This is a genomic window from Streptomyces sp. NPDC029216 (assembly GCF_040648015.1).
Classification (GTDB): Bacteria; Actinomycetota; Actinomycetes; order Streptomycetales; family Streptomycetaceae; genus Streptomyces.
In genome coordinates this window covers 1-24,848 of record NZ_JBEZWL010000046.1, presented here as the reverse complement: position 1 = coordinate 24,848, position 24,848 = coordinate 1, and the positions used below count along the sequence as shown (strand labels likewise).

At 72.9% G+C, this 24,848-nt stretch carries 21 protein-coding genes and 1 pseudogene; 14 read left to right on the top strand and 8 right to left on the bottom strand.

All coding sequences use genetic code 11. The annotated features are described in order from the left end of the window. The first annotated feature begins 122 nt into the window (after window positions 1-122). Together AB0F18_RS18555 and AB0F18_RS18550 are read left to right on the top strand one after the other, a co-directional pair. Window positions 123-1,319 (top strand): sensor histidine kinase, encoded by a 1,197-nt coding sequence (locus AB0F18_RS18555; protein WP_362061617.1) that lies wholly within the window; start codon window positions 123-125, stop codon window positions 1,317-1,319. Then, window positions 1,316-1,993 carry a response regulator transcription factor gene (locus AB0F18_RS18550; RefSeq protein WP_362061614.1) on the top strand — a complete coding sequence of 226 codons (678 nt, stop codon included), beginning with the start codon at window positions 1,316-1,318 and terminating at the stop codon, window positions 1,991-1,993. The genes AB0F18_RS18555 and AB0F18_RS18550 overlap by 4 nt, the downstream gene beginning before the upstream one ends. A gap of 15 nt (window positions 1,994-2,008) precedes the next feature. Here the strand turns inward: AB0F18_RS18550 and AB0F18_RS18545 are convergent, their stop codons facing one another. Beyond that, window positions 2,009-2,608, bottom strand: coding sequence for a DinB family protein (locus tag AB0F18_RS18545; RefSeq protein WP_362061611.1), 600 nt, complete (start codon window positions 2,606-2,608; stop codon window positions 2,009-2,011). 231 nt (window positions 2,609-2,839) lie between these two features. Then, on the bottom strand, window positions 2,840-3,244 hold the full coding sequence (locus tag AB0F18_RS18540; RefSeq protein WP_362061608.1) for a DUF5997 family protein: 405 nt from the start codon (window positions 3,242-3,244) through the stop codon (window positions 2,840-2,842). Between the two features lie 57 nt (window positions 3,245-3,301). On the opposite strand from AB0F18_RS18540, the gene AB0F18_RS18535 reads away from it, so the two are divergent. Continuing rightward, window positions 3,302-4,084: a LysR substrate-binding domain-containing protein gene (locus AB0F18_RS18535; RefSeq protein WP_362061605.1), complete on the top strand. Its 783-nt coding sequence runs from the start codon at window positions 3,302-3,304 to the stop codon at window positions 4,082-4,084. A 25-nt stretch (window positions 4,085-4,109) separates the two neighbouring features. Here AB0F18_RS18535 and AB0F18_RS18530 read toward each other — a convergent pair whose 3' ends face one another. Next, entirely contained in the window at window positions 4,110-4,736 is a 627-nt protein-coding gene (locus tag AB0F18_RS18530; protein ID WP_362061602.1) for a hypothetical protein, read from the bottom strand. A gap of 193 nt (window positions 4,737-4,929) precedes the next feature. Between AB0F18_RS18530 and AB0F18_RS18525 the strand changes: the two genes are divergently transcribed. Beyond that, on the top strand, window positions 4,930-6,330 hold the full coding sequence (locus tag AB0F18_RS18525; RefSeq protein ID WP_362061599.1) for an NADP-dependent succinic semialdehyde dehydrogenase: 1,401 nt from the start codon (window positions 4,930-4,932) through the stop codon (window positions 6,328-6,330). 3 nt (window positions 6,331-6,333) lie between these two features. Here AB0F18_RS18525 and AB0F18_RS18520 read toward each other — a convergent pair whose 3' ends face one another. The 3 genes from AB0F18_RS18520 to AB0F18_RS18510 form a co-directional block, all read right to left on the bottom strand. After that, window positions 6,334-6,927 carry a TetR/AcrR family transcriptional regulator gene (locus tag AB0F18_RS18520; protein ID WP_362061596.1) on the bottom strand — a complete coding sequence of 198 codons (594 nt, stop codon included), beginning with the start codon at window positions 6,925-6,927 and terminating at the stop codon, window positions 6,334-6,336. 62 nt (window positions 6,928-6,989) lie between these two features. Further along, window positions 6,990-8,993: a discoidin domain-containing protein gene (locus AB0F18_RS18515; RefSeq protein WP_362061683.1), complete on the bottom strand. Its 2,004-nt coding sequence runs from the start codon at window positions 8,991-8,993 to the stop codon at window positions 6,990-6,992. Window positions 8,994-9,272: 279 nt separating this feature from the next. Further along, the gene (locus tag AB0F18_RS18510; protein ID WP_362061593.1) at window positions 9,273-10,901 is read right to left on the bottom strand and encodes a hypothetical protein; all 1,629 of its coding nucleotides are present in this window, start codon (window positions 10,899-10,901) and stop codon (window positions 9,273-9,275) included. 188 nt (window positions 10,902-11,089) lie between these two features. Between AB0F18_RS18510 and AB0F18_RS18505 the strand changes: the two genes are divergently transcribed. Both AB0F18_RS18505 and AB0F18_RS18500 read left to right on the top strand, forming a co-directional pair. After that, on the top strand, window positions 11,090-12,076 hold the full coding sequence (locus tag AB0F18_RS18505; RefSeq protein ID WP_362061591.1) for an alpha/beta hydrolase: 987 nt from the start codon (window positions 11,090-11,092) through the stop codon (window positions 12,074-12,076). Window positions 12,077-12,145: 69 nt separating this feature from the next. Further along, a complete protein-coding gene (locus AB0F18_RS18500) occupies window positions 12,146-12,409 on the top strand; it encodes a hypothetical protein (RefSeq protein ID WP_362061588.1) in 264 nt (87 codons plus the stop codon). A 6-nt stretch (window positions 12,410-12,415) separates the two neighbouring features. Here the strand turns inward: AB0F18_RS18500 and AB0F18_RS18495 are convergent, their stop codons facing one another. Both AB0F18_RS18495 and AB0F18_RS18490 read right to left on the bottom strand, forming a co-directional pair. Next, a complete protein-coding gene (locus AB0F18_RS18495; RefSeq protein WP_362061585.1) occupies window positions 12,416-12,871 on the bottom strand; it encodes a GNAT family N-acetyltransferase in 456 nt (151 codons plus the stop codon). Between the two features lie 184 nt (window positions 12,872-13,055). Further along, complete coding sequence (locus tag AB0F18_RS18490; protein ID WP_362061680.1) at window positions 13,056-16,535, bottom strand: M28 family peptidase; 3,480 nt, start codon at window positions 16,533-16,535, stop codon at window positions 13,056-13,058. Window positions 16,536-16,706: 171 nt separating this feature from the next. Here AB0F18_RS18490 and AB0F18_RS18485 point away from each other — a divergent pair, with 171 nt between their 5' ends. The 8 genes and pseudogenes from AB0F18_RS18485 to AB0F18_RS18450 form a co-directional block, all read left to right on the top strand. Continuing rightward, window positions 16,707-17,666: a LysR family transcriptional regulator gene (locus tag AB0F18_RS18485; RefSeq protein WP_362061582.1), complete on the top strand. Its 960-nt coding sequence runs from the start codon at window positions 16,707-16,709 to the stop codon at window positions 17,664-17,666. Between the two features lie 68 nt (window positions 17,667-17,734). Next, window positions 17,735-19,180: a glyceraldehyde-3-phosphate dehydrogenase gene (locus AB0F18_RS18480; RefSeq protein WP_362061579.1), complete on the top strand. Its 1,446-nt coding sequence runs from the start codon at window positions 17,735-17,737 to the stop codon at window positions 19,178-19,180. A 99-nt stretch (window positions 19,181-19,279) separates the two neighbouring features. Further along, window positions 19,280-19,636, top strand: coding sequence for a zinc ribbon domain-containing protein YjdM (locus AB0F18_RS18475; protein WP_362061576.1), 357 nt, complete (start codon window positions 19,280-19,282; stop codon window positions 19,634-19,636). 395 nt (window positions 19,637-20,031) lie between these two features. Continuing rightward, entirely contained in the window at window positions 20,032-20,220 is a 189-nt protein-coding gene (locus AB0F18_RS18470; RefSeq protein ID WP_362061574.1) for a thiazolylpeptide-type bacteriocin, read from the top strand. 54 nt (window positions 20,221-20,274) lie between these two features. Then, on the top strand, window positions 20,275-20,472 hold the full coding sequence (locus AB0F18_RS18465; protein ID WP_362061571.1) for a thiazolylpeptide-type bacteriocin: 198 nt from the start codon (window positions 20,275-20,277) through the stop codon (window positions 20,470-20,472). A 92-nt stretch (window positions 20,473-20,564) separates the two neighbouring features. After that, a complete protein-coding gene (locus AB0F18_RS18460) occupies window positions 20,565-23,249 on the top strand; it encodes a lantibiotic dehydratase (protein WP_362061568.1) in 2,685 nt (894 codons plus the stop codon). Between the two features lie 109 nt (window positions 23,250-23,358). Continuing rightward, entirely contained in the window at window positions 23,359-24,495 is a 1,137-nt protein-coding gene (locus AB0F18_RS18455; protein WP_362061565.1) for a lantibiotic dehydratase C-terminal domain-containing protein, read from the top strand. Then, window positions 24,492-24,848, top strand: a pseudogene (locus AB0F18_RS18450) (hypothetical protein); the annotation flags it as partial. The gene AB0F18_RS18455 and the pseudogene AB0F18_RS18450, both read left to right, overlap by 4 nt.

The following is a 24,848-nucleotide window of genomic DNA, read 5'->3' as shown; positions in this document are numbered from 1 at the left end:
TCCGCCTTGCTAACGCCCCACCGCCGAACGGGTTTCAGCGGATCCCGCGGCCGCACTCCCCGCCCGGGGGTGTAAGCCCGCGGGCCGATGCCCGTGCGGAGTGCGCTGGCTACTGTCGCGGCATGAACACATCAGCACTGCGAGCGCCATTCGGGACGGACCTGCGGGCGGGGGCGCGGACCGCCCTCCTCGACGGGGGCGGAGCCGTCCTCTACCTCCTCGCCGCCGGCCTGCTCCTCGGCTCCGGCCCCCAGAGCGCCGGGGAGGTGGAGGCGGCCGTGCTGCTGCTCGCGCTGAGCCTGCTGGCCGGGCTGCTCCGGCGCCGGCCCCTGGCGGCGCTGACCCTGACCGTCCTCGCCGGCACGCTCGTCGCCTTCGGGACGGCAGGGCCCCACGGCCCGGGCCGGCTGCTCTCCTACCTCCCGGTGGGCCTCGTCCTCGGCCTCGTCGTGGCGGCGCGCCCGCGCTGGCAGGCGATCACCGCCGGCGTCACCGTCGCGGCGGTGCAGGTCCTGGCCGTCGGGCTGCTCGCGCCCGGTTCCGCCCTCGTCGACGCGCTGCTGGTCTCGGTCCTGGCCCTGGGCACCTGCTGCATGGCCGGCCTGCTGGTGCGCCAGCGGCGCGTCCACGCCGTGGAACTGCGCGCCCAGGCCGTGTCCGAGGCGGTGACCGCCGAACGGCTCCGCATCGCGCGGGAGTTGCACGACATGGTGGCCCACAGCATCGGGGTCGTCGCCATCCAGGCAGGAGTGGGCAGCCGGGTCATCGCCACCCGGCCCGAGGAGGCGCGCAGCGCGCTCGAAGCCATCGAGAGCACCAGCCGGGAGACCCTCGCGGGCCTGCGGCGGACCCTCGTCGCCCTGCGCCGGGCCGACGCGGACGAGGACGGCGGCCACGCCCCGACCGGGCCCGCCCCCGGCCTCGCCGGCCTCGACACCCTGGCGGCCTCGTTCGCGGGCACGGGCGTCGGGGTGGAGGTCCTCTGGACCGGCGAGCCGCGCCGGCTGCCCCCGGACATCGACCTGTCCGTCTACCGCATCGTGCAGGAGGCTCTCACCAACGTCGTCCGGCACGCGGGCGGGTCCGCACGGGCCCGGGTGACCGTGGAGTTCCGGGAGGAGGAACTGCGCGTCGAGGTGGTCGACGACGGCAGGGGAGCGGCGGTGCGCCCCGGGAAGCCCGGCTTCGGCATCACCGGCATGTACGAGCGGGTCAGCCTGCTCCGCGGCCGGTTCAGCGCCGGCCCCCGCCCCGAGGGAGGGTTCCGGGTGGCGGCCGAACTCCCGCTGCCCGCCACGGCCCCCGAGGGACCCCGATGAGCGCGGCTCCGGTCCGCGTGCTGCTCGTGGACGACCAGCCGCTGATCCGCTCCGGGCTGCGGGTGCTCATCGGGGAGACAGCCGACCTGGAGGTGGTGGCCGAGGCCGGCACGGGAGCGGAAGCCGTCGAGCGGGCCGCCGCGCACGGCCCGGACGTGGTGGTGATGGACATCCGGATGCCCGGGATGGACGGCATCGAGGCCACCCGCCGGATCACCGGCGGCCCGGACGCGCCCCGGGTGCTCGTCCTGACCACCTTCGACGAGGACGAACACGTCTACGGGGCGCTGCGCGCGGGCGCGAGCGGGTTCGCCGTCAAGGACATGGCCCTGGAGGACATCCTCGCCGCCATCCGGGTGGTGGCCGCCGGGGACGCGCTGATCGCCCCGGGCGTCACCCGCCGGCTGATCGCGGACTTCGTCCGCGGCCCCGGCCCGGACCCCGCACCGGCCCGGGCGCCGCGGCCGCTCGCGGGCGTCACCGACCGGGAGCGCCAGGTCCTCACCCTGGTCGGGCAGGGCCGGTCGAACGCGGAGATCGCCGAGGAGCTGTACATCTCCGTCGCCACCGCCAAGGCCCATGTGGCGCGGCTGTTCACCAAGCTGGGCGCGCGCGACCGGGTCCAGCTGGTGATCACCGCGTACGAGACGGGCCTGGTCTCCCCGTCCGGCTGAGCGGACCCGCCGGGCTCAGGGCGCGGAGCCGTCGCCGCGGCCGGCCTCGCGGGCCGCCCGCTCCACCCGGTCGCGGTGCTCCCGCCACCAGGCCGTGTCGCCGGGGGGTATGCACTCGCCGCCGACCCGCAGGCCGGTGGTCGCGTCGACGAGTTCGCGGACGATGTCGGCGTGCCCGGCGTGCCGGCCGGTCTCGGCGATCATGTGCACCAGGCTCCGGTGCAGGGTGGTCTCGTTCCGGGCGCCCCAGGCCACGCGGCCCACGGCGTCGAGGTCCAGCGACTCGATCGTCCGGTCGGAGTGGGCCCACACGGCGCGGTACAGCCCGGTGATCTGCTCGCGTGACTCGTCGGGGGTGGCCCACAGGTCCGCGTTGGGCTCGGCGTCGCCCGTGATCCACAGGCCCGGCGCCTCGAAGGGTCGTCCGAAGGTCGCGCCGAAGTAGAGCGCCTCCGCGCTGGTCAGGTGCTTGACCAGGCCCAGCAGGTTGGTGCCGGAGGGGGTCAGGGGGCGGCGTACGTCGTACTCGCCGAGCCCTTCGAGCTTCCAGAGGAGGGCGTCGCGGGCGTCCTGGAGGTACACCCGCAGGTCTTGTTTGGGATCCGGTCCGGTCATGGGGTCGAGTCTGCCGCCCGGGTGATCACCGGTCATGGGATTTTCTGGTCATCGGTCGAGAGGGTGTCGAGGAAGCGTCAGGATCGCCCCCCTCACATTCATCCGTGAGGCCGAACCCGACCGCTCCCGCCGCCCTCACGTCCACGCCGGCTGACGGGCGCCGGGTACGGAAAACGGCCGGGCCGGGTCCCTTGAGGACCCGGCCCGGCCGTGCTGCGTAGGGGGAGGAGTTCAGGAACGCTTCGGCGCGTCCTTCTCCGCCTTCTCCGCCCGCTTCTCCTTGATGCGCACGGCCTCCTTGCGGACCTCGGCCTGGGTGGCGCGCTCCTTCTGCAGCCACTCCGGGTTGTCCTGCTTCAGGGCCTCGATCTGCTCCGTGGTGAGCGCCTCGGTGATCCCGCCGCGCGCGAGACCGGCGATGGAGACGCCCAGCTTCGAGGCGACCACCGGTCGCGGGTGCGGGCCGTTGCGCCGCAGCTCCACCAGCCAGGCGGGCGGCTCGGCCTGGAGTGCGTTCAGCTCGGCGCGCGAGACCACGCCCTCCTGGAACTCTGCGGGGGTGGCCTCAAGGTACACACCCAGCTTCTTCGCCGCGGTCGCGGGCTTCATCGTCTGGGTGCTCTGGTGCGACGTCATGCCCCAAGGGTATCGAGCATGTGCGCGGGCTCCGACCACGACCGGTAACCTTGCGGGGTGACAGGCTCGGATGCATCCCCTTCGTTCCGGCTCGCCTATGTCCCGGGAGTGACGCCCACCAAGTGGGTGCGGATCTGGAACGAGCGGCTGCCCGACATCCCGCTGACCCTCGTCGGCGTGACCGCCGCCGAGGCGTTCGCCGCGCTGCGCGCCGGCGAGGCCGACGCCGGCTTCGTGCGGCTGCCCGTGGACCGTACGGACCTCAGCGCCATCCCGCTCTACACCGAGACCACCGTGGTCGTGGTCCCGAAGGACCACGTGGTGGCCGCCGTGGACGAGGTGTCGACCGAGGACCTCGCCGACGAGATCGTGCTGCATCCGCTGGACGACGTCCTGGGCTGGGAGACCCTGCCCGGCAAGCCCGCGTTCGAACGGCCCGCCACCACGGCGGACGCGATCGAGCTGGTGGCGGCCGGGATCGGTGTCCTCGTCGTCCCGCAGTCCCTCGCCCGCCTGCACCACCGCAAGGACCTCACCTACCGGCCGGTCACCGACGCCCCCGCCTCCCGGGTGGCGCTGTCCTGGCCGGAGGAGAAGACCACCGACCTGGTCGAGGACTTCATCGGGATCGTCCGGGGCCGGACCGTGAACAGCTCGCGCGGCCGCCAGGCCACGCCCCCGCAGCCCAAGCAGGAGCGCAAGGCCGCCGCGCCGAAGAAGACGGGCGGCAAGCCCGGCACCGGCAAGCCGGCGGCCAGGTCGGGCGGCAAGCCCACGGGCAAGGGCGCCCGGGGCGGTGCGGCCGCCCCCAAGCGCGGCAAGCCGCGCCGCCGCCCGTAGGCCCTGCCCGGGCAGTCCCGTCCGGTCAGGCCGGTTCCTCCGGGATGTCCGGCCCCTGCGGTCGTCGGCGGCCGGTCTCCCGGGCGTGTGCCGGGCCGCGGAGGGTGACCAGGCGGTAGGCGGGGGCGCGCTTCGGTCGGCGTTCGTTGCCGCGCAGCCCCCGCGCCTGCTGGACGGCCGCGTCCACGAGTGCCGCCACCAGCGGGTTCGCCCGGCGCAGCCGCAGCAGCTGGTCGGAGCGCAGACCGACGATCGAGGCGGCCGTCCCGGCGTGCGCGCCCCGGGCCACCGACTGCAGGAACAGCCGCAGGCCGAGCCCGCCGATCCGCCCCCGTGCCGGGAGCCGGTGCGCCGCCGCCAGGGCCGTCGCCGCCGCGAGCGCCGCCTCGAAGGCGGGGTCCTGGTCCCGCCACCGGGCGAAGAGGGACTCCGGGATCCCGGCGGCCGCGGCGCAGCCCGCCGGTCCCAGACCCATGGCGGCCGCGTGCACGGCACGGGCCCGGCGGCCGCTGTTCTCCGTCTGCAGGTCGGGTTCCGGGTCGAGTACGGCGGCCAGGGCCCGGTCGACGTCCTCGACGGCGGTGAGGGACGCCACCAGTTCCCTGGCCCACTCCCGGCGGCGCTCCGGCTCGTCCTGTGCCCGCTCGTCCACTGTCCGTGTGCCTCCCGCCCGGATCCTCCGGGGCTCCTCGTCCCATTGTGCGACCGCGCCGGGCCCGGTGCGGGAACTTCTCGGCAGGCGGCCGGGGCACGGCGTACGGCGCGCGCGGCCGGTCCTCGCGTTGCGCGGCCGGGTCCGGGCGGGCAGGGTCGGTGGGGCGGCTCCCTCGCAGGAAGGTCGGACCATGCCCATCGCCACCGTCAACCCCACGACAGGCCAGACCCTGCGCACCTTCGACCCGCTCGACGCCGACGGCATCGAACGCTGCCTGGCCGAGGCCGCGCGCACGGCCGCCGCCTACCGGCGCACCTCCTTCGCCGAACGCGCCGGACTGCTGAACCGTGCCGCCGACCTCCTGGAGGCCGAGGCCGAGGACATCGCCCGCACCATGACCATCGAGATGGGCAAGCCCCTCGGCGCGGCCCGCGCCGAGGCCGCCAAGTGCGTCAAGGCGATGCGCTGGTACGCCGCGCACGCCGAGGGCCTCCTCGCCGACGAGCACCCCGCCGACTCCGACGTCCGCGACGCGGGGGCCTCGGCCGTGCGGGTGCGCTACCGCCCCTTGGGGGTGGTGCTGGCCGTCATGCCGTGGAACTTCCCGCTCTGGCAGGTCGTACGGTTCGCCGCGCCCGCGCTCATGGCCGGCAACGTGGGCCTGCTGAAGCACTCCTCGAACGTCCCCCAGACGGCCCTCTACCTGGGCGACCTGTTCGAGCGCGCCGGATTCCCGGCGGGCTGCTTCCAGACCCTGCTGATCGGCTCCGGTCCCGTCGAGGGCATCCTGCGCGACCCGCGCGTGGCCGCGGCCACCCTGACCGGCAGCGAACCGGCCGGCCGGGCGGTGGCCTCGGTGGCCGGGGACGAGGTCAAGAAGACGGTCCTGGAGCTCGGCGGCAGCGACCCGTACATCGTGATGCCCTCCGCCGACATCGCCCGCGCCGCGAAGACCGCCGTGACCGCGCGGGTGCAGAACAACGGCCAGTCCTGCATCGCCGCCAAGCGGTTCATCGTCCACACCGACGTCTACGAGGAGTTCGCCCGGCTCTTCACGGAGGGCATGGCGGGGCTGACCGTCGGCGACCCGATGCAGGAGTCCACGGACGTCGGCCCGCTGGCCACCGAGAGCGGCCGCGCCGACGTGGAGGAACTGGTCGACGACGCCGTCCGGCACGGGGCCACCGTCCTGTGCGGGGGCCGGCGCCCGCCCGGCCGGCCCGACGGCTGGTTCTACGAGCCCACCGTGCTGGCCGACGTCACCCCGGCGATGCGCATCGACCTGGAGGAGACCTTCGGACCCGTCGCCACCCTGTACCGGGTGAACAGCCTCGACGAGGCCGTGGAGCGGGCCAACCACACGCCGTTCGGCCTGAGTTCGAACGTCTGGACCCGGGACGACTCCGACCTGGAGCGGTTCGTCCACGAGCTGGAGGCCGGGGGCATCTTCGTCAACGGCATGACGGCCTCCCACCCCGCCCTGCCCTTCGGCGGCGTCAAGCGCTCGGGCTACGGGCGGGAGCTGTCCGGGCACGGCATCCGCGAGTTCTGCAACATCACGACGGTGTGGCAGGCGGCGGACCCCGCCTGAGCGTCAGGCGTCCATGAGGCCCTCGACATGGTCGGTGATCACGTCGAGGATCTCGGCCGCCCCCTTCTCGTCGCCGAGGACCAGCAGAGCCAGCGTCAGCCCGTCCGTCATCGCGGCCAGGTAGCCGGCCAGCACGCCGACCGGGACCCGGGGCACGGCACCGGTGTCGCGGCCCAGCTGCCGGATCAGCTCCGCGTACGTGTCGCGGTACAGCGCGTACTGGCGGCGCGCCAGGTGCTCGAACCCCGGCTGGCGCAGGGCGTACTGGGTGAGCTCGTACGTCAGCATGTGCTCGCCGGGCTGGGCGCACACGTGGTCCCAGTACGCCTGGAAGCCCGCCCGGATCGTCTCGCGCAGGGTGGGCTTCGGGCGGATCGCCTCCCGGACCACCGTGAGGCAGTGGGCGGTGATCGCCTCGATGACGGCTTCGAGCAGGGCCTGCTTGGAGTCGAAGCAGTAGTGGAAGACGCTGAGCGACACCCGGGCCTCGGCGGCGATCGACCGGGTCGTGGTGCGGGCGACGCCGTCACGGGTCATCGCGCGGATCGCAGCCTCGGTCAGCTGGGTCCGTCGCTCCGCCGACGGCATCCGGGCCATGGAACCCCTCTCGTTGACGAGGCCGGAACGGGGGCCGGCCGGTCCGGCCGGCCCCCGCCGCCTCAGCTGCTGAAGACGCCGACCTCGTGGAGCGAGTAGCCCCACTGGGTGGCGCGCCGGACCCCCTGGACGCGGAGGTAGCGGGCCGTCAGCCCGTCGAAGCGGGCCGTGTCCAGGCCGCCGTCGCTCTCGGTCGTGGACCAGACCGTCTGCCAGTTCGAGCCGTCCGTGGACGTCTCGATCCGGTACGCCTTCCCGTACGCCTGCTCCCAGTCGAGGGTGACCCGGCCGATGCGGTGCGCGGAGCCGAGGTCGATCCGCAGCCACTGGGCGTCGTTCCACTCACTGGCCCAGCGGGAGCCGGAGTCGCCGTCCACGGCCCGGGCGGGCGAGTAGTCGACGAACGGGTTCCACCACTGCGAGGAGGAGGCCGAGGCGGACGAGCCGGTGGCGAGGTTGACGCTGCCCTGGTGCTTCTCGGACGCGCCCCAGGTGGTGAGGTAGGACTCGGCGCCCCGGAAGAGGTCGTCGACCACGTCCTGGCCGCCGACGAGCCGGATGTCCTCGATCCAGTCCGGGACCAGGCCGTAGTGGGCCGCGCCGTCGGTGTTGAGGTCCCAGGTGCGCCGGCCGGCGGTCTGCCGGTCGATGACGGAGCCGCCGTCGGTGCTGCGGAAGGGGTACTTCACCGGGTTGGGGGTGTTCGCGCCCCGGGGGCCGGGCCAGCCGCCGACGCCGTTCATGTCGGTGCCGTAGCCGTAACCGACGTGGTACTTCTCGCGGAGCGCGTCGGTGCGCTTGGCCTCCGCGCTGAACGCCTCCGAGCCGCTCATGTACTGGGCGGCGAAACCGCCCAGCTTGTAGAGCCGTTCGGTCCAGCCGAGGTCCATCCAGCTGTGCGAGGAGATCACGCCCGGGTACGACTCGGACTCCAGGATGTCGAAGGCCCGGCCCGCCGCCTTGACGCTCATGTGGTCGACTTCGAGCATCATCTTGCGCTTCATCATGCCGCGCACGGCGTACTCGCCGAGTTCGGTGAGCCCGCGGGTGTTGCAGCGCGCGTCGGAGGAGTACGAGGGCACCGCCACGCCCGCCGGGAGCTCCTTCTGCGCCGTGGGAGCGGGCGCGAGGCCGATCGGGTTGTCCTTCTGCGGGCCGGTGCACTGCTCGGTCTTCCAGAAGGTTCCGGTCGACAGGAACTGACCGACGTTGATCGCCGTCCCCAGCGCCCCCTCGTCGAACCGCACCCCGCACAGGGCGTTGTCGAACTTGTGGCACAGGAACATGCTGCGCACGCCCAGCTTGTACAGCTCGTCGAGGCCGCGGTCGACGTCCTCCTTGGAGCACTGCGCCACGTCGAGGATCTGCTTGCAGCCGAAGGGCTCGGAGGTCTCGACGCCCATGACGACGGCGAGCTTGCCCTGCTTGATCACCTCGCGGGCCTGGTCGGAGTCGGTGACGATCCGGAACCAGCCCTTCCCGGGGCCGCCGTACATCTTGTCGATGAAGGCCTGCATCTCGTAGGTCTTCTGTGCCTCAAGGCGGATGGCGGTCATCTCGTCGCAGCCGCGGTCCTTGAAGAAGTAGACCGAGCAGATCACCCCGTTGGTGACGAGGTCGTTGACGAGGACCCGCTGGCCGCCGCGCCAGGCCCGCTCGACCCAGGCGTAGTAGTTCTGCTGGTGGGTCAGCGAGTCGTGGGCGGGCCAGTCCTTGAACGTGGGCCAGCCGTCGGGGTCGTGCTTGCCGTCCCCGCCCTTGGTGATGAAGTCGAAGACGGCGAGGGTGCCGTCGGGGTAGTGCTCGGGGCAGTCCTTGAGGGCGTCGGCGACGCCGAGTTCGGAGAAGGGCTTGCCGCAGATGAGCCGGCCGCCGAAGCCCTCGTTGGACATCAGGTGGTCGTGCGCGTCGACGAACCCGCGGACCTTGCCCTGGGCGTCGGTGCCCTTGAAGGGCTCACCGGTCACGTCGATGCCGGAGTCGGGCTGGGGCCGGGCGGTGGGGTTCCACCAGCCGGGATCGGCCGTCGTGTCGGCCGCGGAGCTGGGCGCGGGCGCGAGCGCCATGGCGATCACGGCGAGGAGGAGGGAGAGGAAAGCGAAGGGACGCCCGCGCCGGCGGCGCGGGCGTGGAGGAGGGTGAGGGGTCAAGGTGATCACTCATGCCTTCGGTTCGGCGGCGAGCGCGGTCGAATCAAGGCATGAGTCGTTGTCATGCCCCGCACAACAGTGGGCATGAGAATCGCTACTGGCGCGTAAGGAGTCAAGGGTCCGGGACGCTTGACCTGATGGGGCGTCGGATGCCGTGTGCCGGGGCGGACCGTCGGTCGCGGGCCGCCGTCCGGGTCAGGGAGCGTAGCCCGTGCTCGGCGTGGGGGTCACCCCGGCCGACCGGTGCTCCGCCAGCGCCTGCGCCTTCTCCAGAAGCTCCGCGACGGGCTTCTGGGCCATGAAGCCGCGCACCGAGCTGAGCCCGTACCGGCCATGGTTCCTCCGCTCCTTCGCGTTGTTGGTGGGGGCGAACGGCTTGTTCTCGTCAGGCGGGCCCAGCGCCACGGCGAGGTACGGCCTGGTCGCGTTCGTCGTGTGCCAGAGGGTGATGCGCTGCCGGCCGCGGGTCATGTTGAGGATCTCGTTGCTGTTCGCGACATCGCCCTGATATCTGGAGTACGGCGGTGGCGGCCCCGGGGGGTCCTGGTCCTTCTTCTCCTTCTGGAGCGTCGACCAGTCCTTTCTCAAGGTCAAGTAGTCGCTGTTGATGGCCATCCTGTCCTTCCGGGCCACCCATGCCTCGGTTTCGATCTTGATCGTCTCGTGCGGCGTCCCGGCCGGTCCGCTGATCACGGCGACCTCGTCCTCCGCCCAGTCCTCCCCCGGATTCAAGGGTCTGCCCGACGGCCGGATGAATTCGCCCGAGGTGATCAACTTCTGCTTTCCGGCGTCCTTCGGATTCGCGCTGGTGGGCTTGCCGTAAACCCAGTAGATGCTGCCCAGGATGTACACGGGTATCTGGCCGGAGTTCTTCACCTGCAAATGGAACGGAACGAAAAGCTTCGTCTTCTCCTCGTTGAGGCTCGGTGTGCCGAAGACTGCTGTGATCTCGATCAGCGGCGCCGTCGTGGCGGGGACGTAGACATGGGTGTATGCGAGGTTGGCGAATGCCAGGAGGGTGGAAATGATCACCCCGATCGCGATCCGCCGGGGATTGAGCAGGCCCTTCCACGCCCGGCCGCGGATGAGCACCCACAAGGTCCAGAGGGACCACGGGACGAGGGCGCACCACAGCAACAGCCAATGCGTGTACCGCCCGTCCCTGAGCTGCATGACGAGCAGGATGGTGCTGGCGGTGAGGGAAGCCGCGGCTCCGATGAGGATGAGCGTCCCCGAATACCGGATCTCCCGTTTTCCCCAGTAGTCGAAGGTGACCGCCGCGCCCACAAATTCGATCACGGCCATGAGGAGGAAGATGAATCCGGTCATGCGCCCGAGATAGGTCAGAGCCGTGAAGGTGTCCGAGATGCCGATCCTGACGAATACATATGCGGTTGCCAGGAGGCCGATCGCCATCAGGAGCCCGTAGATCCGTCTGCGGCAGGAGTGGTCCGGCCACACGGTACTGTCGCCGCCGTGCCAGCGGATCTCGTTTTCGAAGGGGATGCCGGAACGGTGCAACAGCTTCTGCAGTCCCTTGGGACTGCGGACCTTTCCGGCGGGCCTGTCGTCGATGGTGACCTTCCGCCACCCGAACGCATCCGGCCCTCCCACGGCTACCACGGGTGTGTTCGCCATGCCACCAGTCTGCTTCCGGATCCGGGTGAGCGCCCCCGGAGGTGACAGCGGGTGCGGTCCGGCCGGGGGCGGGGTGAAACTGGTGGTGACCCCTGCATCGTTCCTTTTCGGGAGGTTGCCATGCGCAGACGGGTTCTCGGGCTGATTGCCGCCGTGGTGTTCGCCGTTCTCGGCGTCGGGGTCCATGCCGCACAGGCCGATGTGGACACGGACACGTGTAAGGCGACCGGGGGACAGGTCGAGTACGACTCCTCGACCGGATTGTGGACCTGTGTCGGAGGCGACCGCGACGGAGAGGCCATCGTCTGACGCGGCCCCGTGAGCGGTGTCCGGAATCGTCCGGCGGCCCAGGAGCCCCCGCCTAGAGTCGCCGCATGAACGAATCCAAGGACACCAGGAGTTCCGGAGTGCGTTCCCGGCGCGGCGTGCTGAAGGCGGCCGCCGTCGTGGGGGCCGGGGCCGCGGCCGGCGTCGTGGGCGGGGGAGTTGCCCACGCCGATGAGCGGCGGTGTACGGCCCCCGTGTTCGTGCTGGTGCACGGGTCCGGGGGCAATTCGTACGGGTGGGCGCCGGTGGTGGCGGAGTTGGCCCTGCGGGGGCACAAGGCCCTTGCCGTGGATCTGCCGGGGCACGGGGCCGGTGCGTACTACCCGGTCTCCTACCAGAGCCCGCAGGATCTTGAGGGGCTGCGGACCGAGCCCTCGCCGCTGGGCAAGGTCACCCTCGGCGACTTCGCCGCGCACGTCGTCGGGTTCGTGCGCCGGGCGGCACGCCAGGGGGCCGTCGTTCTCGTCGGGCAGAGCCTGGGCGGGGCGACGCTCAACGCCGTCGCCAACCAGGTACCCGAGCTGATCTCCCATCTGGTGTACGCGTCGGCCTTCTGCCCGACCCGGCACGCCTCCGCACTGGAGCTCATGACCACCCCCGAGGCCTCCACCAGCGCCCTGTTCCGGGTGGAGGGCGTCAGGACCCCGCCCGAACTCGGCGTCAACCGGGTCAACTGGCGTTCCGGCGACCCCGCCTTCTTCGCCGCGGCCAAGGACGCGCTCGCCGCCGACTGGCCCGACACCGCCGTACGGGCCCTCCTCGCCACCCTGGAGCCCGACGAGTCGGCGGCCGTCGCAACCGCCGACGCCCGGGGGCTCCCGGAGAAGTGGGGGCGGGTGCCGCGCACCTTCCTGCGGTTCACCCGGGACCACTCGATCCCCCCGGCCCTCCAGGACCTGATGATCCGTGAGGCGGACGAGACCACGCCGCGCAACCGCTTCCGCGTCCGCTCCCTGGCGGCGCCGCACGTCGGGCCGCGGGACGCAGCGGTATGGGCGGACGAGCTGGAGCTGGCGGCGAGCGCCTGCCGCTGAGCCCCGGACCCGGCCCCGGGCCGCGCGGCGGTCCGGCGGGGCGGGGGCGGGGCGCTTATCGTCGGAGGTATGAGCGAGACCGTCGTCGTGTACGAGTACGACCCCGCGGCCCACGGGGAGCCGGGGCCCGGGGCCGTCCTGCGGGTGCACGCGGCGCCCGCCGCCCCGGGGCAGAGCTCCGCGCGCGGGCCCCGGACGCTCTGCGGCCGGGACACCTTCGCCATGGGGACGGCCTCCTGGCGGCCGTCCGAGCACCCCGGCTCGCCCTGGTACCCCGAGGAGTACGCGGACCGGGTCTGCCCCGCCTGCGCGGACGCCGCCGGGGAGGTGTGAGGAGGGTCAGCGGCCGGGGGCCATGTCGTACGTGACCCACATGGTCCGGGTGGCCACCTGGTCGTACTTGGCCCGGGCCCGGTGGTTGTCGTCGGCGGTGATCCACCGCACGACGCTCCAGCCGCGCTCCGCCGCCAGCTCCCGCAGGGCGCCGAGCAGCAGGTCGGCGGCGCCGGAGCCGCGGTGCTCGGGCGCCACGAACAGGTCGTCCAGGAAGCAGCCGGTCGTCGCGGACAGCGGGCGGGCGAAGGGGCGGTAGTGGGCCAGGCCCAGCAGCCGGCCCCCGGCGTCCTCGGCGACCAGGGCGCCCACCTCGTGCGCGGGGTCGTTGATCCACGCCCACACCGTCGCGGCGGCCTCCTCGGTCTGCTCCACCCGGTAGAAGTCGGCGTAGCCCCGGTACAGGGACCGCCACTGGGCGAAGTCGGCGGGCTGTACGGCGCGGACCGAGATGTCGGACATGGGTGGGGTCTCCTGGGATCGGGGGCGGTGGGGAACCGATCATGCCGGGAGTGCCTTGCCGCCGGGAGGTGCCGCCGTGTCCAAAGGCGGGCCCGGCTCCCTCCGCCGTGGACAGGGACGGACGCGGCGGAGCCCGGTCCGGCGCGGTGCCGGACCGGGCCCCTGGAGGGTGCCGCGGGGTCGGTCAGCTCACCTGGAGGGTGACGTCGTCGACCACGAAGGAGGTCTGGAGGGACTGGTCCTCCACCCCCTGGAACCGCAGGGTGACGGTCTGCCCGGCGAACTGGGAGACGTCGTAGCTCTTGAGCGTGTAGCCGGAGCCCGCGTCCACGTTGGACAGGGTCTCCAGGGTCTGGCCGCCCACCGAGACGGTGAACGTGTCGTAGACGGTGTTCTCGGTCTCGTCGGTGTCGATGTGCAGGTAGAAGGACAGGCGGCCCGAGGAGCAGCCGGCCGGGAGGGTCAGCGACTGTGAGGCGCTGTCGGTGTGCGAGGAGCCCCAGCCGTTCAGCCACGCCATGTACGCGCCGGCGTGCGGGGCCTCACCGGCCTGGTTGGTGATGACCCCGGAGGTGGCGCTCCAGGGGCTCGCGCCGTTCTCGAAGCCGCCGTTGGCCACGACCTGGGCCGGGGTGCAGCTGCCGCCGCCCCCGCTGACGGTCAGCGTGTACGTGGTGCTGTGGGAGGCGGAGCCGGTGCCGGTGACGGTCAGCGTGGCCGTGCCGGGGGAGGTGCCCGCGGCGACCTGGACGGTGAGGGTGGCGGACTGGCCGGACTGCACGGAGGCCGGGCTGAGGGTGGCGGTGACGCCGGCGGGCGCGCCCGAGACCGTCAGGGCGACGTTCTGGGGGCTGCCGCTCACGGTGGCGGTGTTCACCGTCGAGGTGACGCTGCCGCCCGGGGCGGCGGTCCCGGCGGCGGGGGAGGTGCCGATCGAGAAGTCGGAGGCCGGGGTGCCGCCGACGGCCTGCTTCCAGATGGCGTAGGCGACCCCGTCGGCGCTGCGGTCCAGGATCGTGGCGTTGATGTTGCTCGGGGTGTCGCAGGAGCTGTGGTAGCAGGAGTCGTACGCCGCGTTCGCGGTGCCGCCCCACTTCGAGGCCTGCGCGGAGGTCTTGCGTGCGCTGGCGCCGGCCGCGTAGCCGGAGGTGGGGATGCCCGCCTGCTGGAAGGAGTAGTCGTCACTGCGGCCCTGGCCCTCGGTGTTCTCCTCGGGGGCGAGGTTCAGCGAGGTCCAGTACGCCTTCAGGGGCGCGGCGGTGGCCGAGTTGAGGTTGTTGATGAAGTAGCCGCCGTTGGGCGAGCCGACCATGTCGAAGTTGTAGTAGCCCTTGATGGCGGAGCGCTGGGCGCTGCTCAGCTGGTTCACGTAGAACTTCGAGCCGTTGAGGCCCTGCTCCTCGTCCGTCCACCAGCCGAAGCGCACGTGCTTGGTCAGGGTGGGGTTCTTCTGGGCCAGGACCAGCGCGTTCTCCAGCAGGGTGGCCGAGCCGGAGCCGTTGTCGTTGATGCCGGGGCCGGCGGAGACGCTGTCGAGGTGGGCGCCGAACATCAGGACCTGGTCGTCGGGGCCGCCCGGCCAGTCGGCGATCAGGTTGTTCGAGGGGTAGGTGCAGGAGGTGCAGTTCTGCTCGGTGACGGTGTAGCCGGCGGCCTGGAGCTTGCCCTTGATGTAGGCGAGGGACTGGGTGTGGCCGCCGCTGCCCGCACGGCGGTTGCCGCCGTTCTGCGTGGCGATGGTGCCCAGCTGGTTCAGGTGGGCCTGGACGTTGGCCGCGCTGATGTCCGGCGGGGTGGTGGGATCGGGCTGGCCGCCGCCGACGCTCAGGGCGTAGTCGGCGGTGTGGGAGAGGGAGGCGCCCTGGCCCTTGACGGTGACCGTGGCCGGCCCGGGGGCCGTGGTGGAGCTCGCCGACAGCGTCAGGGTCGAGGACTGGCCGGACTGCACGGTGGCCGGGTTGAAGGAGGCGGTGACCCCGGCGGGCAGGCCGCTCGCGGTGAGGGTCACCTGCTGGGCCTGGCCGGTGGTGGTGCTGGTGGCCACGGTGGTGGTCACCGAGGCGCCCTGCTGCACGCTGCCGGAGGCCGGGTTCAGGGTGAGCGAGAAGTCACCCTGCCCGCTGGGGGTGCAGGTGGGGTCGCCGGACTGGGCGGGCACGCTGATGGCGTCCCAGGCGGCCTTGGTCTTGTTGAACAGGTCGCAGGAGGCGTCCAGGGTCTTGGCGGAACTCAGCGTCGCCGTCCGGTACTTCTTGTAGGACATGCTGCTGGTCTTGAGGAGCATGCCGCCGTAGAAGACCTTGCCGGCGTTCTGCACGCCCACGCCGGTCACCGTGGACTGGTTGCAGGTGCTGCTGGTCGGCTTGCCGCCGCCGGGGTTGCTGCCCTCGGCCAGCAGGTAGAACCAGTGGTTCAGCGGGCCCGCGGCCGCGTGCACCTCGGTTCCGGGTATCGCCGAGCTGTAGCAGGACGGGTCGTTGTTGACCGCGGAGGGGTTGTACATGTTGCGGATCGGGCCGCGGCCCTGGAGGTTGATCATCTCGCCGACGGTGTAGTCGGGAGTGTCGTACGGGGCGGGCTCGTTGGCGTACGCCTCGGTCAGCGCGCCGAAGATGTCGCCGGTGCCCTCGCCGAGACCGGCCTCCTGGCCGCTGGTGCCGCCGGGGGTGTTGGAGTCGATGGCGTGCCCGTACTCGTGGCCCACCACGTCGATGCCGGCGATCCACTCGTTGGCGCTGTTGTGGCCGATGGTGACCGAGCTGCCGTCCCAGTACGCGTTGAGGTCGCCCAGGCCGACCTTGCCGGGGAAGCTGCGGCCGTTGCCGTCGACGCCGTTGCGGCCGAGCCACTGGCGCAGCATGTCCCACTGCTTCTGCGCGGCGAACACGAGGTCCGTGCACCCGGTCTCCTTGGAGGTCGGGTTGCCGGTGCCCCAGGAGTCCGAGGACTTCGAGAAGACGGTGCCGGTGCCGTAGTCGGCACAGCTCAGGCCCGGGCGGTTCGGGTCGCGCAGGGAGTAGGTGCCCCCGGAGGCGGTGGTGTCGATCGTCAGCGGGTTGGGGCCGTTCCACTTGCTGGTGCCGGTGCCCGCGACGACCTCGTCCCAGCGGTCGACGACCTTGCCGGTGCGGGCGTCGACGAAGACGTGCAGCCGGCTGGGCGCCGTCTTCGTGGACCCGGTCAGGACGGTCTCCCAGGCCAGGACCGGCTTGTCGTCCTTGAGGCGGACCACCAGCCGGCTGCTGTCGACCTTGTCCACCTTCGCCAGCTCGGCCCGTGACGAGGACTCCGCCGCCTTGGCGGTGACGGTCGGGGTGGTCGCCACGTCGATCACGGTCGAGGAAGCCGACTGGAGGGCGCGGACCTTGCCCTCGCCGTCCGCGAGGACGACCGCGTCGCCGCCGACGACGGGAAGTCCGCGGTAGCTGCGCTCGTACGCGACGGAGAACAGGTCCTGCACCCAGGGGGTGACCAGGCGCCGGTCGTACTGCTGCTGCGGCTGGTTGACCAGGGCGTCCAGACCGCTGCGGACGGCCGCGTCCGCGGCGGCCACGGCCCGGTCGGCCCGGGAGGGCCGGGGTGGTACGGGATCTGGCTGCTGCGCGGCCGACGCGGTACCGGCCAGCGCACCGGCGAGGCTCGCGGTCAGCGCGAAGGCCGCCATGGACGCCGTCCATCTGGTGGGCTGCACGAGTCCACTCCGATCGTGTGTGTGGGGGGTTCTGGCTGTACGCCGTCGCCGAGTATGAGCGTGGACATGGCGAGATTGGGACATCCCTGCGGGCATAAGGCGCGGGTTATGGTGCGGCGCGACCGCGGTTCGTAAGCTGCCGGGATGCAGCTGGAGTTGAGGCACCTGCAAGCCGTCTGCCGGATAGCGGAAGCAGGCAGCCTGGGCGCGGCGGCGCGGCGGCTCGGGGTCTCCCAGCCGGCGCTCTCCGCCCAGCTGCGCAGGATCGAGCAGGTCACGGGCGGCGAGCTCTTCGTCCGCGGCCGCAGCGGGGTGGAACCCACCCCGCTGGGTCATTTCGTCCTCGCCAAGGCCCGCCGCGTGCTCGGCGAGATGGACGCCCTCGGGGCCGAGGCGCGCGCGCTGTCGGCCGACGTGCCCCTGCGGCTCGGCTGCATCCTCCTGGTCCTCCTGGACGGTCTGCTCGCGCGCACCGACCTGGCCCTGGCGGGGCGGGAGGTGGCGGTGGACCTGGAGAACTCGGTGACGGCCCTCGTGCGGATGCTCGGCGCCGGCCGGTACGACGCCATCGTCTACGGCGAGGTCAACGACTACGAGGTCCCGCTGCCCGGCGGCGTCCAGGCCCGCACCGTGGTGCCCCGGGAGCCGTTCTGCATCCGACTGTCCGCGCAGCACCCCCTGGCCGGCCGCACCCGGCTCGACCTGGCCGACCTGGCCGGCGAGCAGTGGATGACCCTCGTCCAGGACGACGACGGCGGCCCCGAGGCCCTGACCGAGGCCTGCGCCAAGGCGGGCTTCACGCCCTCGCTGCGCTACCGGATCACCGACCGCAAGATGCAGCACGACCTGATCGCCGCGGGCCGGGCGATCTCGCTGAGCCAGCCCACCGCCCCCGCCGTGCCGGGCACCGTCATGCGGCCGCTGGCCGGCACCCCGATCACCGGCCGCATCCGCCTCGCCTGGAACCGCGCGTCGGTCCCCGCGCACCAGGCGGACCTGCTGCACCGCTCGGCCGTGGAGGCGTACCTGGCGAACGTGGACAACAACGCCTTCCACCGGACATGGTGGGACGCCCACCCGGAAGCCCACCCGACCCTCGGCTGACCCCTGCCGAGGAGGCGGATTCCGGCCGGGTTACCATATGAGCGCCGCCTAGCTCGAAAGATAACTCTGTGACTGTCAACGAGGACTCGTTCAGCAACTGGAAGACCCGCGAGGAGATCGCGGAGTCGATGATCCCGATCATCGGGAAGCTGCACCGCGAGCGGGATGTAACGATCCTGCTGCACAGCCGCTCCCTGGTGAACAAGTCGGTGGTCAGCATCCTCAAGACCCACCGGTTCGCCCGGCAGATCGACGGCGAGGAGCTCTCGGTCACCGAGACCATGCCGTTCCTGCAGGCTCTCGCCTCCCTCGATCTCGGTCCGTCGCAGATCGACATCGGCATGCTCGCCGCGAACTACAAGACCGACGACCGCGGTCTGTCCGTGGCCGACTTCACCGCCGGGGCCGTCGCCGGCGCCACCGGTGAGAACAAGCTGGAGCGCTCCTCCGGCCGTGACGTCGTCCTCTACGGCTTCGGCCGCATCGGCCGCCTCGTCGCCCGCCTGCTCATCGAGAAGGCCGGCTCCGGCAACGGTCTGCGCCTGCGCGCCATCGTCGTCCGCGGGGGCGGCGAGGCCGACCTGGTCAAGCGCGCCTCGCTGCTGCGCCGCGACTCGATCCACGGCCAGTTCCAGGGCACGATCACCGTCGACGAGGCGAACAGCACGGTCATCGCCAACGGCAACGCGATCCGGGTGATCTACGCGAACGACCCCTCCGAGGTCGACTACACGGCGTACGGCATCAAGGACGCCATCCTCATCGACAACACCGGCAAGTGGCGCGACCGCGAGGGCCTCTCCAAGCACCTGCGCCCCGGGATCGACAAGGTCGTCCTGACCGCCCCGGGCAAGGGCGACGTCCCGAACATCGTGCACGGCGTCAACCACGACACGATCAAGCCGGACGAGCAGATCCTGTCCTGCGCCTCCTGCACCACCAACGCGATCGTCCCGCCGCTCAAGGCCATGGACGACGAGTACGGCGTGCTGCGCGGCCACGTGGAGACGGTCCACTCGTTCACGAACGACCAGAACCTGCTGGACAACTACCACAAGGCCGACCGCCGCGGCCGCTCCGCGCCGCTGAACATGGTCATCACCGAGACCGGCGCCGCCTCCGCCGTCGCGAAGGCGCTGCCCGACCTCAAGGCGCCCATCACCGGCAGCTCGATCCGCGTCCCCGTCCCGGACGTCTCGATCGCCATCCTCAGCCTGCGCCTGGGCCGCGAGACCACCCGCGACGAGGTCCTGGAGTACCTCCGCGGCGTCTCGCTGCACTCGCCGCTGAAGCGCCAGATCGACTTCACCACCGCCCCCGACGCCGTCTCCATGGACTTCGTCGGCTCGCGCCACGCCTCGATCGTGGACGCCGGCGCGACCAAGGTCGACGGTGACAACGCGATCCTGTACCTCTGGTACGACAACGAGTTCGGCTACTCCTGCCAGGTCATCCGTGTGGTCCAGCACGTGTCCGGCGTCGAGTACCCGACCTTCCCGGTCCCGGTCGCCTGACCGTCCCCCGGGAGAGCGTGCGCTCCGGTGCCCCGTCGACTGCCGTCGGCGGGGCACCGCTCTGTTTCACCCGTTTCACCCGCTTCATAGAATGGGCGGGTGACCGAGAACGTACTTCCCCCCTGCCCCGAATGCTCCGGCGCCTACGCCTACGAGATGGGCGCCCTCCTCGTCTGCCCCGAATGCGGGCACGAGTGGCCCCTCGCGGCCGCCGAAGCCGGTGACGCCCCCCAGGAGCGGGTGATCAAGGACGCCGTCGGCAACGTGCTCGCCGACGGCGACACCGTGACCGTCGTCAAGGGCCTGAAGGTCAAGGGTCACCCGACCGGGATCAAGGCCGGCACCAAGGTGCGCAACATCCGCCTCGTCGACGGAGTCGACGGCCACGACATCGACTGCAAGATCGAGGGCTTCGGCTCCATGCAGCTCAAGTCCAGCGTGGTGAGGAAAGGCTGATTTCCGACTGACATCCCGCTCACTTCCGCCCCCGTCCGCCCCCGCGCGGACGGGGGCTTTTCCGTACCCGGGCCCGCCCTGATGAATGCACTTTCGGCCGCGACGGCCTGAATACCGCATCCCGGCCCGCCCGGGGCGCTGATTTCCGCGAAAACGAGCCGTCGGGCGAACGGGTTCGGAAGCGCGGCTGGATCTTCGCTCTAGCGGCTCATCGGGCGCCTGGGTGATCCTGAGAACCGGGTCGGCCGCACCAGGGGCCGGATGGGATCGATATCCGGCCGGACCGAAACCCGAGCACATCCGGCATTCCCTTCCGCGGCTGCGCCATTTCACCTGCCCGCGGAATTCCGCTCAGTGCACCTTTCGGCTTTCGCTTCCATATGAGGGAGACACGCATGTCCGACACCGCACGCACCCCCGAATTCGGCTTCGAGGAACTCGACCTCGACCTGGGCGACCTGACCGTCACCGCCATGCGCGACACCGTCGCACTGCCCGAGGGCGGCGCCTCCTGGGGCTCCTGCTCCTGCCAGGCCTCCTCCTCCTGCAACAAGCCGCCCGTCATGGACTCGCTCAGCGGCTGACCCTCGCGCACACCCCCGCATCCGGACCACCGGCCTTCCACCAGAGGAGCGTTCATGACCCCCGGCAACCACACCCCCGGCAACCACACCCCCGACTTCCCCTTCGAGGACCTCGACCTGGACCTCGGAGACCTCACCGTGACCGCGATGCGGGACACGGTCGCGCTGCCCGAGGGAGGCGCGTCCTCGGGCTCGTGCTCCTGTCAGGCCTCGTCCTCCTGCGCCGACCAGACCATGACGACCCCCATGTGACCCCCGCACGTCCACGACGCAGAACCGTTTCCCGCCGCACCCCGTGTGCGGCGGGAAGCCCGCGCGCCACCACCCACAGGAGGGGGACCGGAATGCCGCAGCCACACCGCACGCCGGCCGAGGCCGAGGCCGAAGCCGACGGCCACCGGGTCTGGTCCGCGCCGTACGCGCTGGTCCGTGCCACCGTACTGGCCCACCCGGCCCAGGGGCCGGACGCCGCCGCCTTCCGCACCCTGGCCGCCCGGCTCCACCGGATCGACCGGCAGCTGCTGGAGAGCGCCGCGCCGCTCTGCGACGACCTGTACGCCAGCCGGGCCGGCCACCCCACGGACCTCCACCGCGACGTGGTCCTTCCGCTCCGCCGCGCCGTGCACAACGGACGCGAACCCCGCCCCGCCCTGCTGGAACGCCTCGGTGACCTCCCGGAGCGCCTTCCCCGGCTCTCCTCCTGGCTCGACCTGCGCAGGCGCCGCACCGCCCTCCTCGCCGAGCTCGCCCCCGCCGCCGAACGGGCCCTGGCCGCCGAACGCGACGCCCTGGCCGCCCTCTGCCGCGAGCCGGCCCTCGCCAAGGCCATCGCCCTCACCAGCGCCGACCTGCTGCGGGCTGTGGAACGGGCGGGCACCGGCGCGCAGGACCGCAGGGCCCGCAAGGAGGAGCCCGCCGTCCTGCGCTACGCCCTGCGGGCCAGCACCAAGACCAGCCCGCTGTCCTGGTTCACGGCGGTCGGCTGGGGCCCCCTGCCGCAGACGCCGGGCCGCGCCGTCCCCGCCTGGGGCCGGGAGCCCCTGACCGAGGGCCCCCTGCACGCGGTCGTGCAGCCCAGCCGAACCCTGACCACCGCCCTCACCCTCGCCCTCCTGGACGCCCCGCACCGCCGGGCCGCCCTGCCCCACCGCATCACCAGCACCGCCCGCGTCACCGACGGCCGGGCGGCGTACTCCCGCGACCGGACCGCCTTCGCCGGGGGCCGCTACCTCGTCTCCGGCGAGGACGAGGCCGAGCTGCCCTCCACCGGTCCGCTGGGCCTGGTCACCGAGCGGGCCGAGCACCCCGTACCGCTCGATGAGCTGACCGGGCTGCTCGCCGCCGCCCTGACGGGTGCGGGCGGCGACGGCCGGGCCGCCGCCGCCGGATTCCTCGGCCGGCTCGCGGAAGCGGGCCTGCTGGTGCCGGTCGACCCGGTCCCGCCGCAGGACCCCGGCCCGCTGGACCGCATCGCGGACTGGCTGTGCTCCCTCGACGGCGCCACCGCCGAGGACACCGCCCACGCCGGGCGCCTCCGCGAGCTCGCCCGGATGACCGCCGCGTTCGCGGACACCCCCGCCCAGGACCGCCCCGCCCTGCTGGCCGGCCTGTCCCACCGCTGGACCGAGGCGCTGGCCGCCGCCGGACGCCCCGTCCCGAGCGTGTCCGCCCCGCTCAGCCCGGTCTCCGAGGACGTCGTCGCCCCGCGCCCCCTCGACCTCGACGGCTTCCTCGACGCAGGCGACCACGAGGCCCTCGGCGAGGTCACCGCGCTGGCGGAACTCTTCGACCTCGGCCACCTGGTGCGCCGCGTCGTCCGCGACCGCTTCGTCGCCCGCTACGGCCCCGGCGGCCGCTGCGCGCACCCGTGGGAGTTCGGCCCCGAGATCGCCGAAGCCTGGGAGACCGCCGGACGGCTCGCCGCCCTCGACCCCTCCGACCCCCTCCCCAGCGGGACCGACGCCCTGGCGGCCCTGCGCGCCGAGGCCGTGGCAGCCGTCCGGGAGGCCCAGGACGGCGACCCGGCCGCAGCCGACGAGGTCGTCCTGCCCCCCGACCTCCTCAAGGGCCTCGGCGACCGGCTGCCCGGCTGGACCCTCGCCCGCCCGCTCAGCTACGCGTACTTCCTCCAGCGCGACCCCCGTCACGGCCTGCTCTGCGTCAACCACGTCTACGGCGGCTGGGGCCGCTTCACCAGCCGGTTCCTGGACGCCCTGGACCCGAGCGCCACCACCGAGGTGTCCCGGCAGATCCGGCGCGCCCTGGGCCCCGGCGCACGCGCCGCCCAGGTCCGCCCCGTCGGCGGGTTCAACGCCAACCTCCACCCCCTCCTCGTCCCGGACGAGATCGGCCCCGACCGCCGCTGGGCCTCCCTCGCCGAAGCCGACCTGGAACTCGTCCACGACGAAACCGCCGACCAGGTCCGCCTCCGGCTGCGCGGCACCGGCGAACTCCTCGACGTGCTCTACCCCGGCTTCCTCGCCCCCGTCCTGCTGCCGCGCCGCCTCGGCGCCCACCTCGCCGACCAGCCCCACGGCGCCGTCGACCTCCGCCCGCTCGTCCCCCGGGGCACCCTCCCCGCCCCGGGCGGCGGCCACGTCACCCACACCCCCCGGCTGCGCCACCGCGGCGTGCTGCTCCGCCGCCGGCGCTGGCTGCTGCCGGCCGGGGCGGTCGAGCGGCTGCGCGCCGACCTCACCGCCGGCGGCCCGGTCCCGGCGGAGGCCGCCGCCCGCTGGCGCGCCGCCCTGGACCTCCCCGAACAGGTCTTCCTGCACCCCACCGGCGCCGCCCCCACCGGCCGCGCCGCCGAGGACTTCCTGACCGGAATCAGCCGCCCCAAACCGCACCTCGTGGACCTCGGCAACGCCCTGCACCTGCGCTGCCTGCCCAAATGGCTCGCCCGCCACGGCGGCGGCGCCGTCCTGGAGGAGGCCCTGCCCGCCCCCGGCGGACTGGACGCCCCGGCCCGCGCCGTCGAACTCGTCCTGGAGGTCTACCGGACCGGGACGGCGGCGACGCGGCCATGACGCATGCGGCGACCAGGCGACCAGGCGACCAGGCGACCAGGCGATCAGGCGATCAGGCGGTGAAGCGATGAACCGGCACCGGACGACGAAGGAAGGAAGCGAGCCGCGCATGCGTCCCCACGACCACGCCCTCGACGTGGTGGCCTACCACCACCACCCGGACAAGGCGCCCCTGCTGCGCGGCGCGCTCCTGCCGCTCGCCGAGTCCGCCGCGGCACAAGGACTGGCCGCCCACGTGGAACGGCACTGGCTGCACGGCCCCCACCTGCGGCTGCGGCTCCAGGGCCCGGCCCGGGAGGTGACGCAGGCGGCCGGGTCCGCCGCGGCCGCGCTCCGCGACTGGCTCCGCGACCACCCCTCGCACAGTGACCTCACCGAGGCGCAGCTGCTGGAGCGGGCCGCCGAGGCCGGGCGCGCCGAACTCGTGCCCCCGCCCTACGGCCCGATCGAACCCGACAACACGGTCCGGATCGAGGCCGTCGACCGCACGTCCGTACGCGGCCTCCTCGGCGAGGACGGCGCCGACCTCCGCGACGACCTGCTGCGGGCCGGGCTCGGCGCGCTGCGGGCCGGCGCCGGCTTCCTCGGCGAGCACGGCGACGGCGCGCGGGCCCGGATCCGGCTCGCGGTGACCGCCCTCGCGGCGCACGCGAGCGCCCACCCCGGCGGCCTCGCCGGCGGCCACTGGTCGTACGTCTCGCACCTGGAGGACTTCCTCGTCCACGACGACCCGGACGGCCGGCTGCGGGAGCGCTTCGAGCAGCACGGCGAACGCGCCGACCGGGCGGTGACCGCCCTCGTCGGCCGGATCGCCGACGGCGGCGCGGCGGGCTGGGAGCGGGCCTGGGCCGAGTTCTCCGCCGGCGCCTGGCGGCTGGCGCGCAGCCGCTACGACGCCGGCGCGGACCTGCACGGCGCCCCGCCCGAGTACAGGGCCCGCGCCCTCGCCACCGGCGACGCGGACACGGCGGAGCGCTGGAACCACGACCTGCGCACCCGGTACAGCGAGTTCCACCGCCTGCTGAGCCGCTCCGACCCCGGGGGCGCGATGTTCGACCACCCCGACTACCTGGTCTACCGGGCCTGCACCAACGCCCTGTACCGGCTCCTCGCCATCTGCGACGTCCGCCCGCTGGAGCGGTACCTGGCGGCGCACCTCGTCGTCCGCGCCGTGCCCGGCCTGACCGGCAGCGACTGGCGTACGGAGATCGCCCAGGCCGTCGACGCGGTGGAGGGACGCGCATGACCACCGTCGCGCGCCCGACGGCCGTACGGAGGCTGCGGCCGGGGGTGGCCGTGACCCCGCTGCGGGCCGGCCTGCACCTGCGGGGCCGGGGCGGCAGCGTCACCCTGGAGGGCAGCAACGCCCTGCCGGCCCTGTGGAAGCTGCTGGAGGGGCCGCTGCGCGACGGCGGACTCGAAGCGCTCCTCGACACGATGGAACCCCGGTCGGCGGTGCGCGGGGCGGTGGACGTCCTCCTCGCCCAGCTGGAGGCGCACGGCCTCCTCGTCACCGAGGACGGGGAACGCCCGGCCGACGGGCCCGTCGGGCAGTGGCTCGCGGAGAGCGCCGAGCGGCCCGCCGACGCGGCGGCCGCG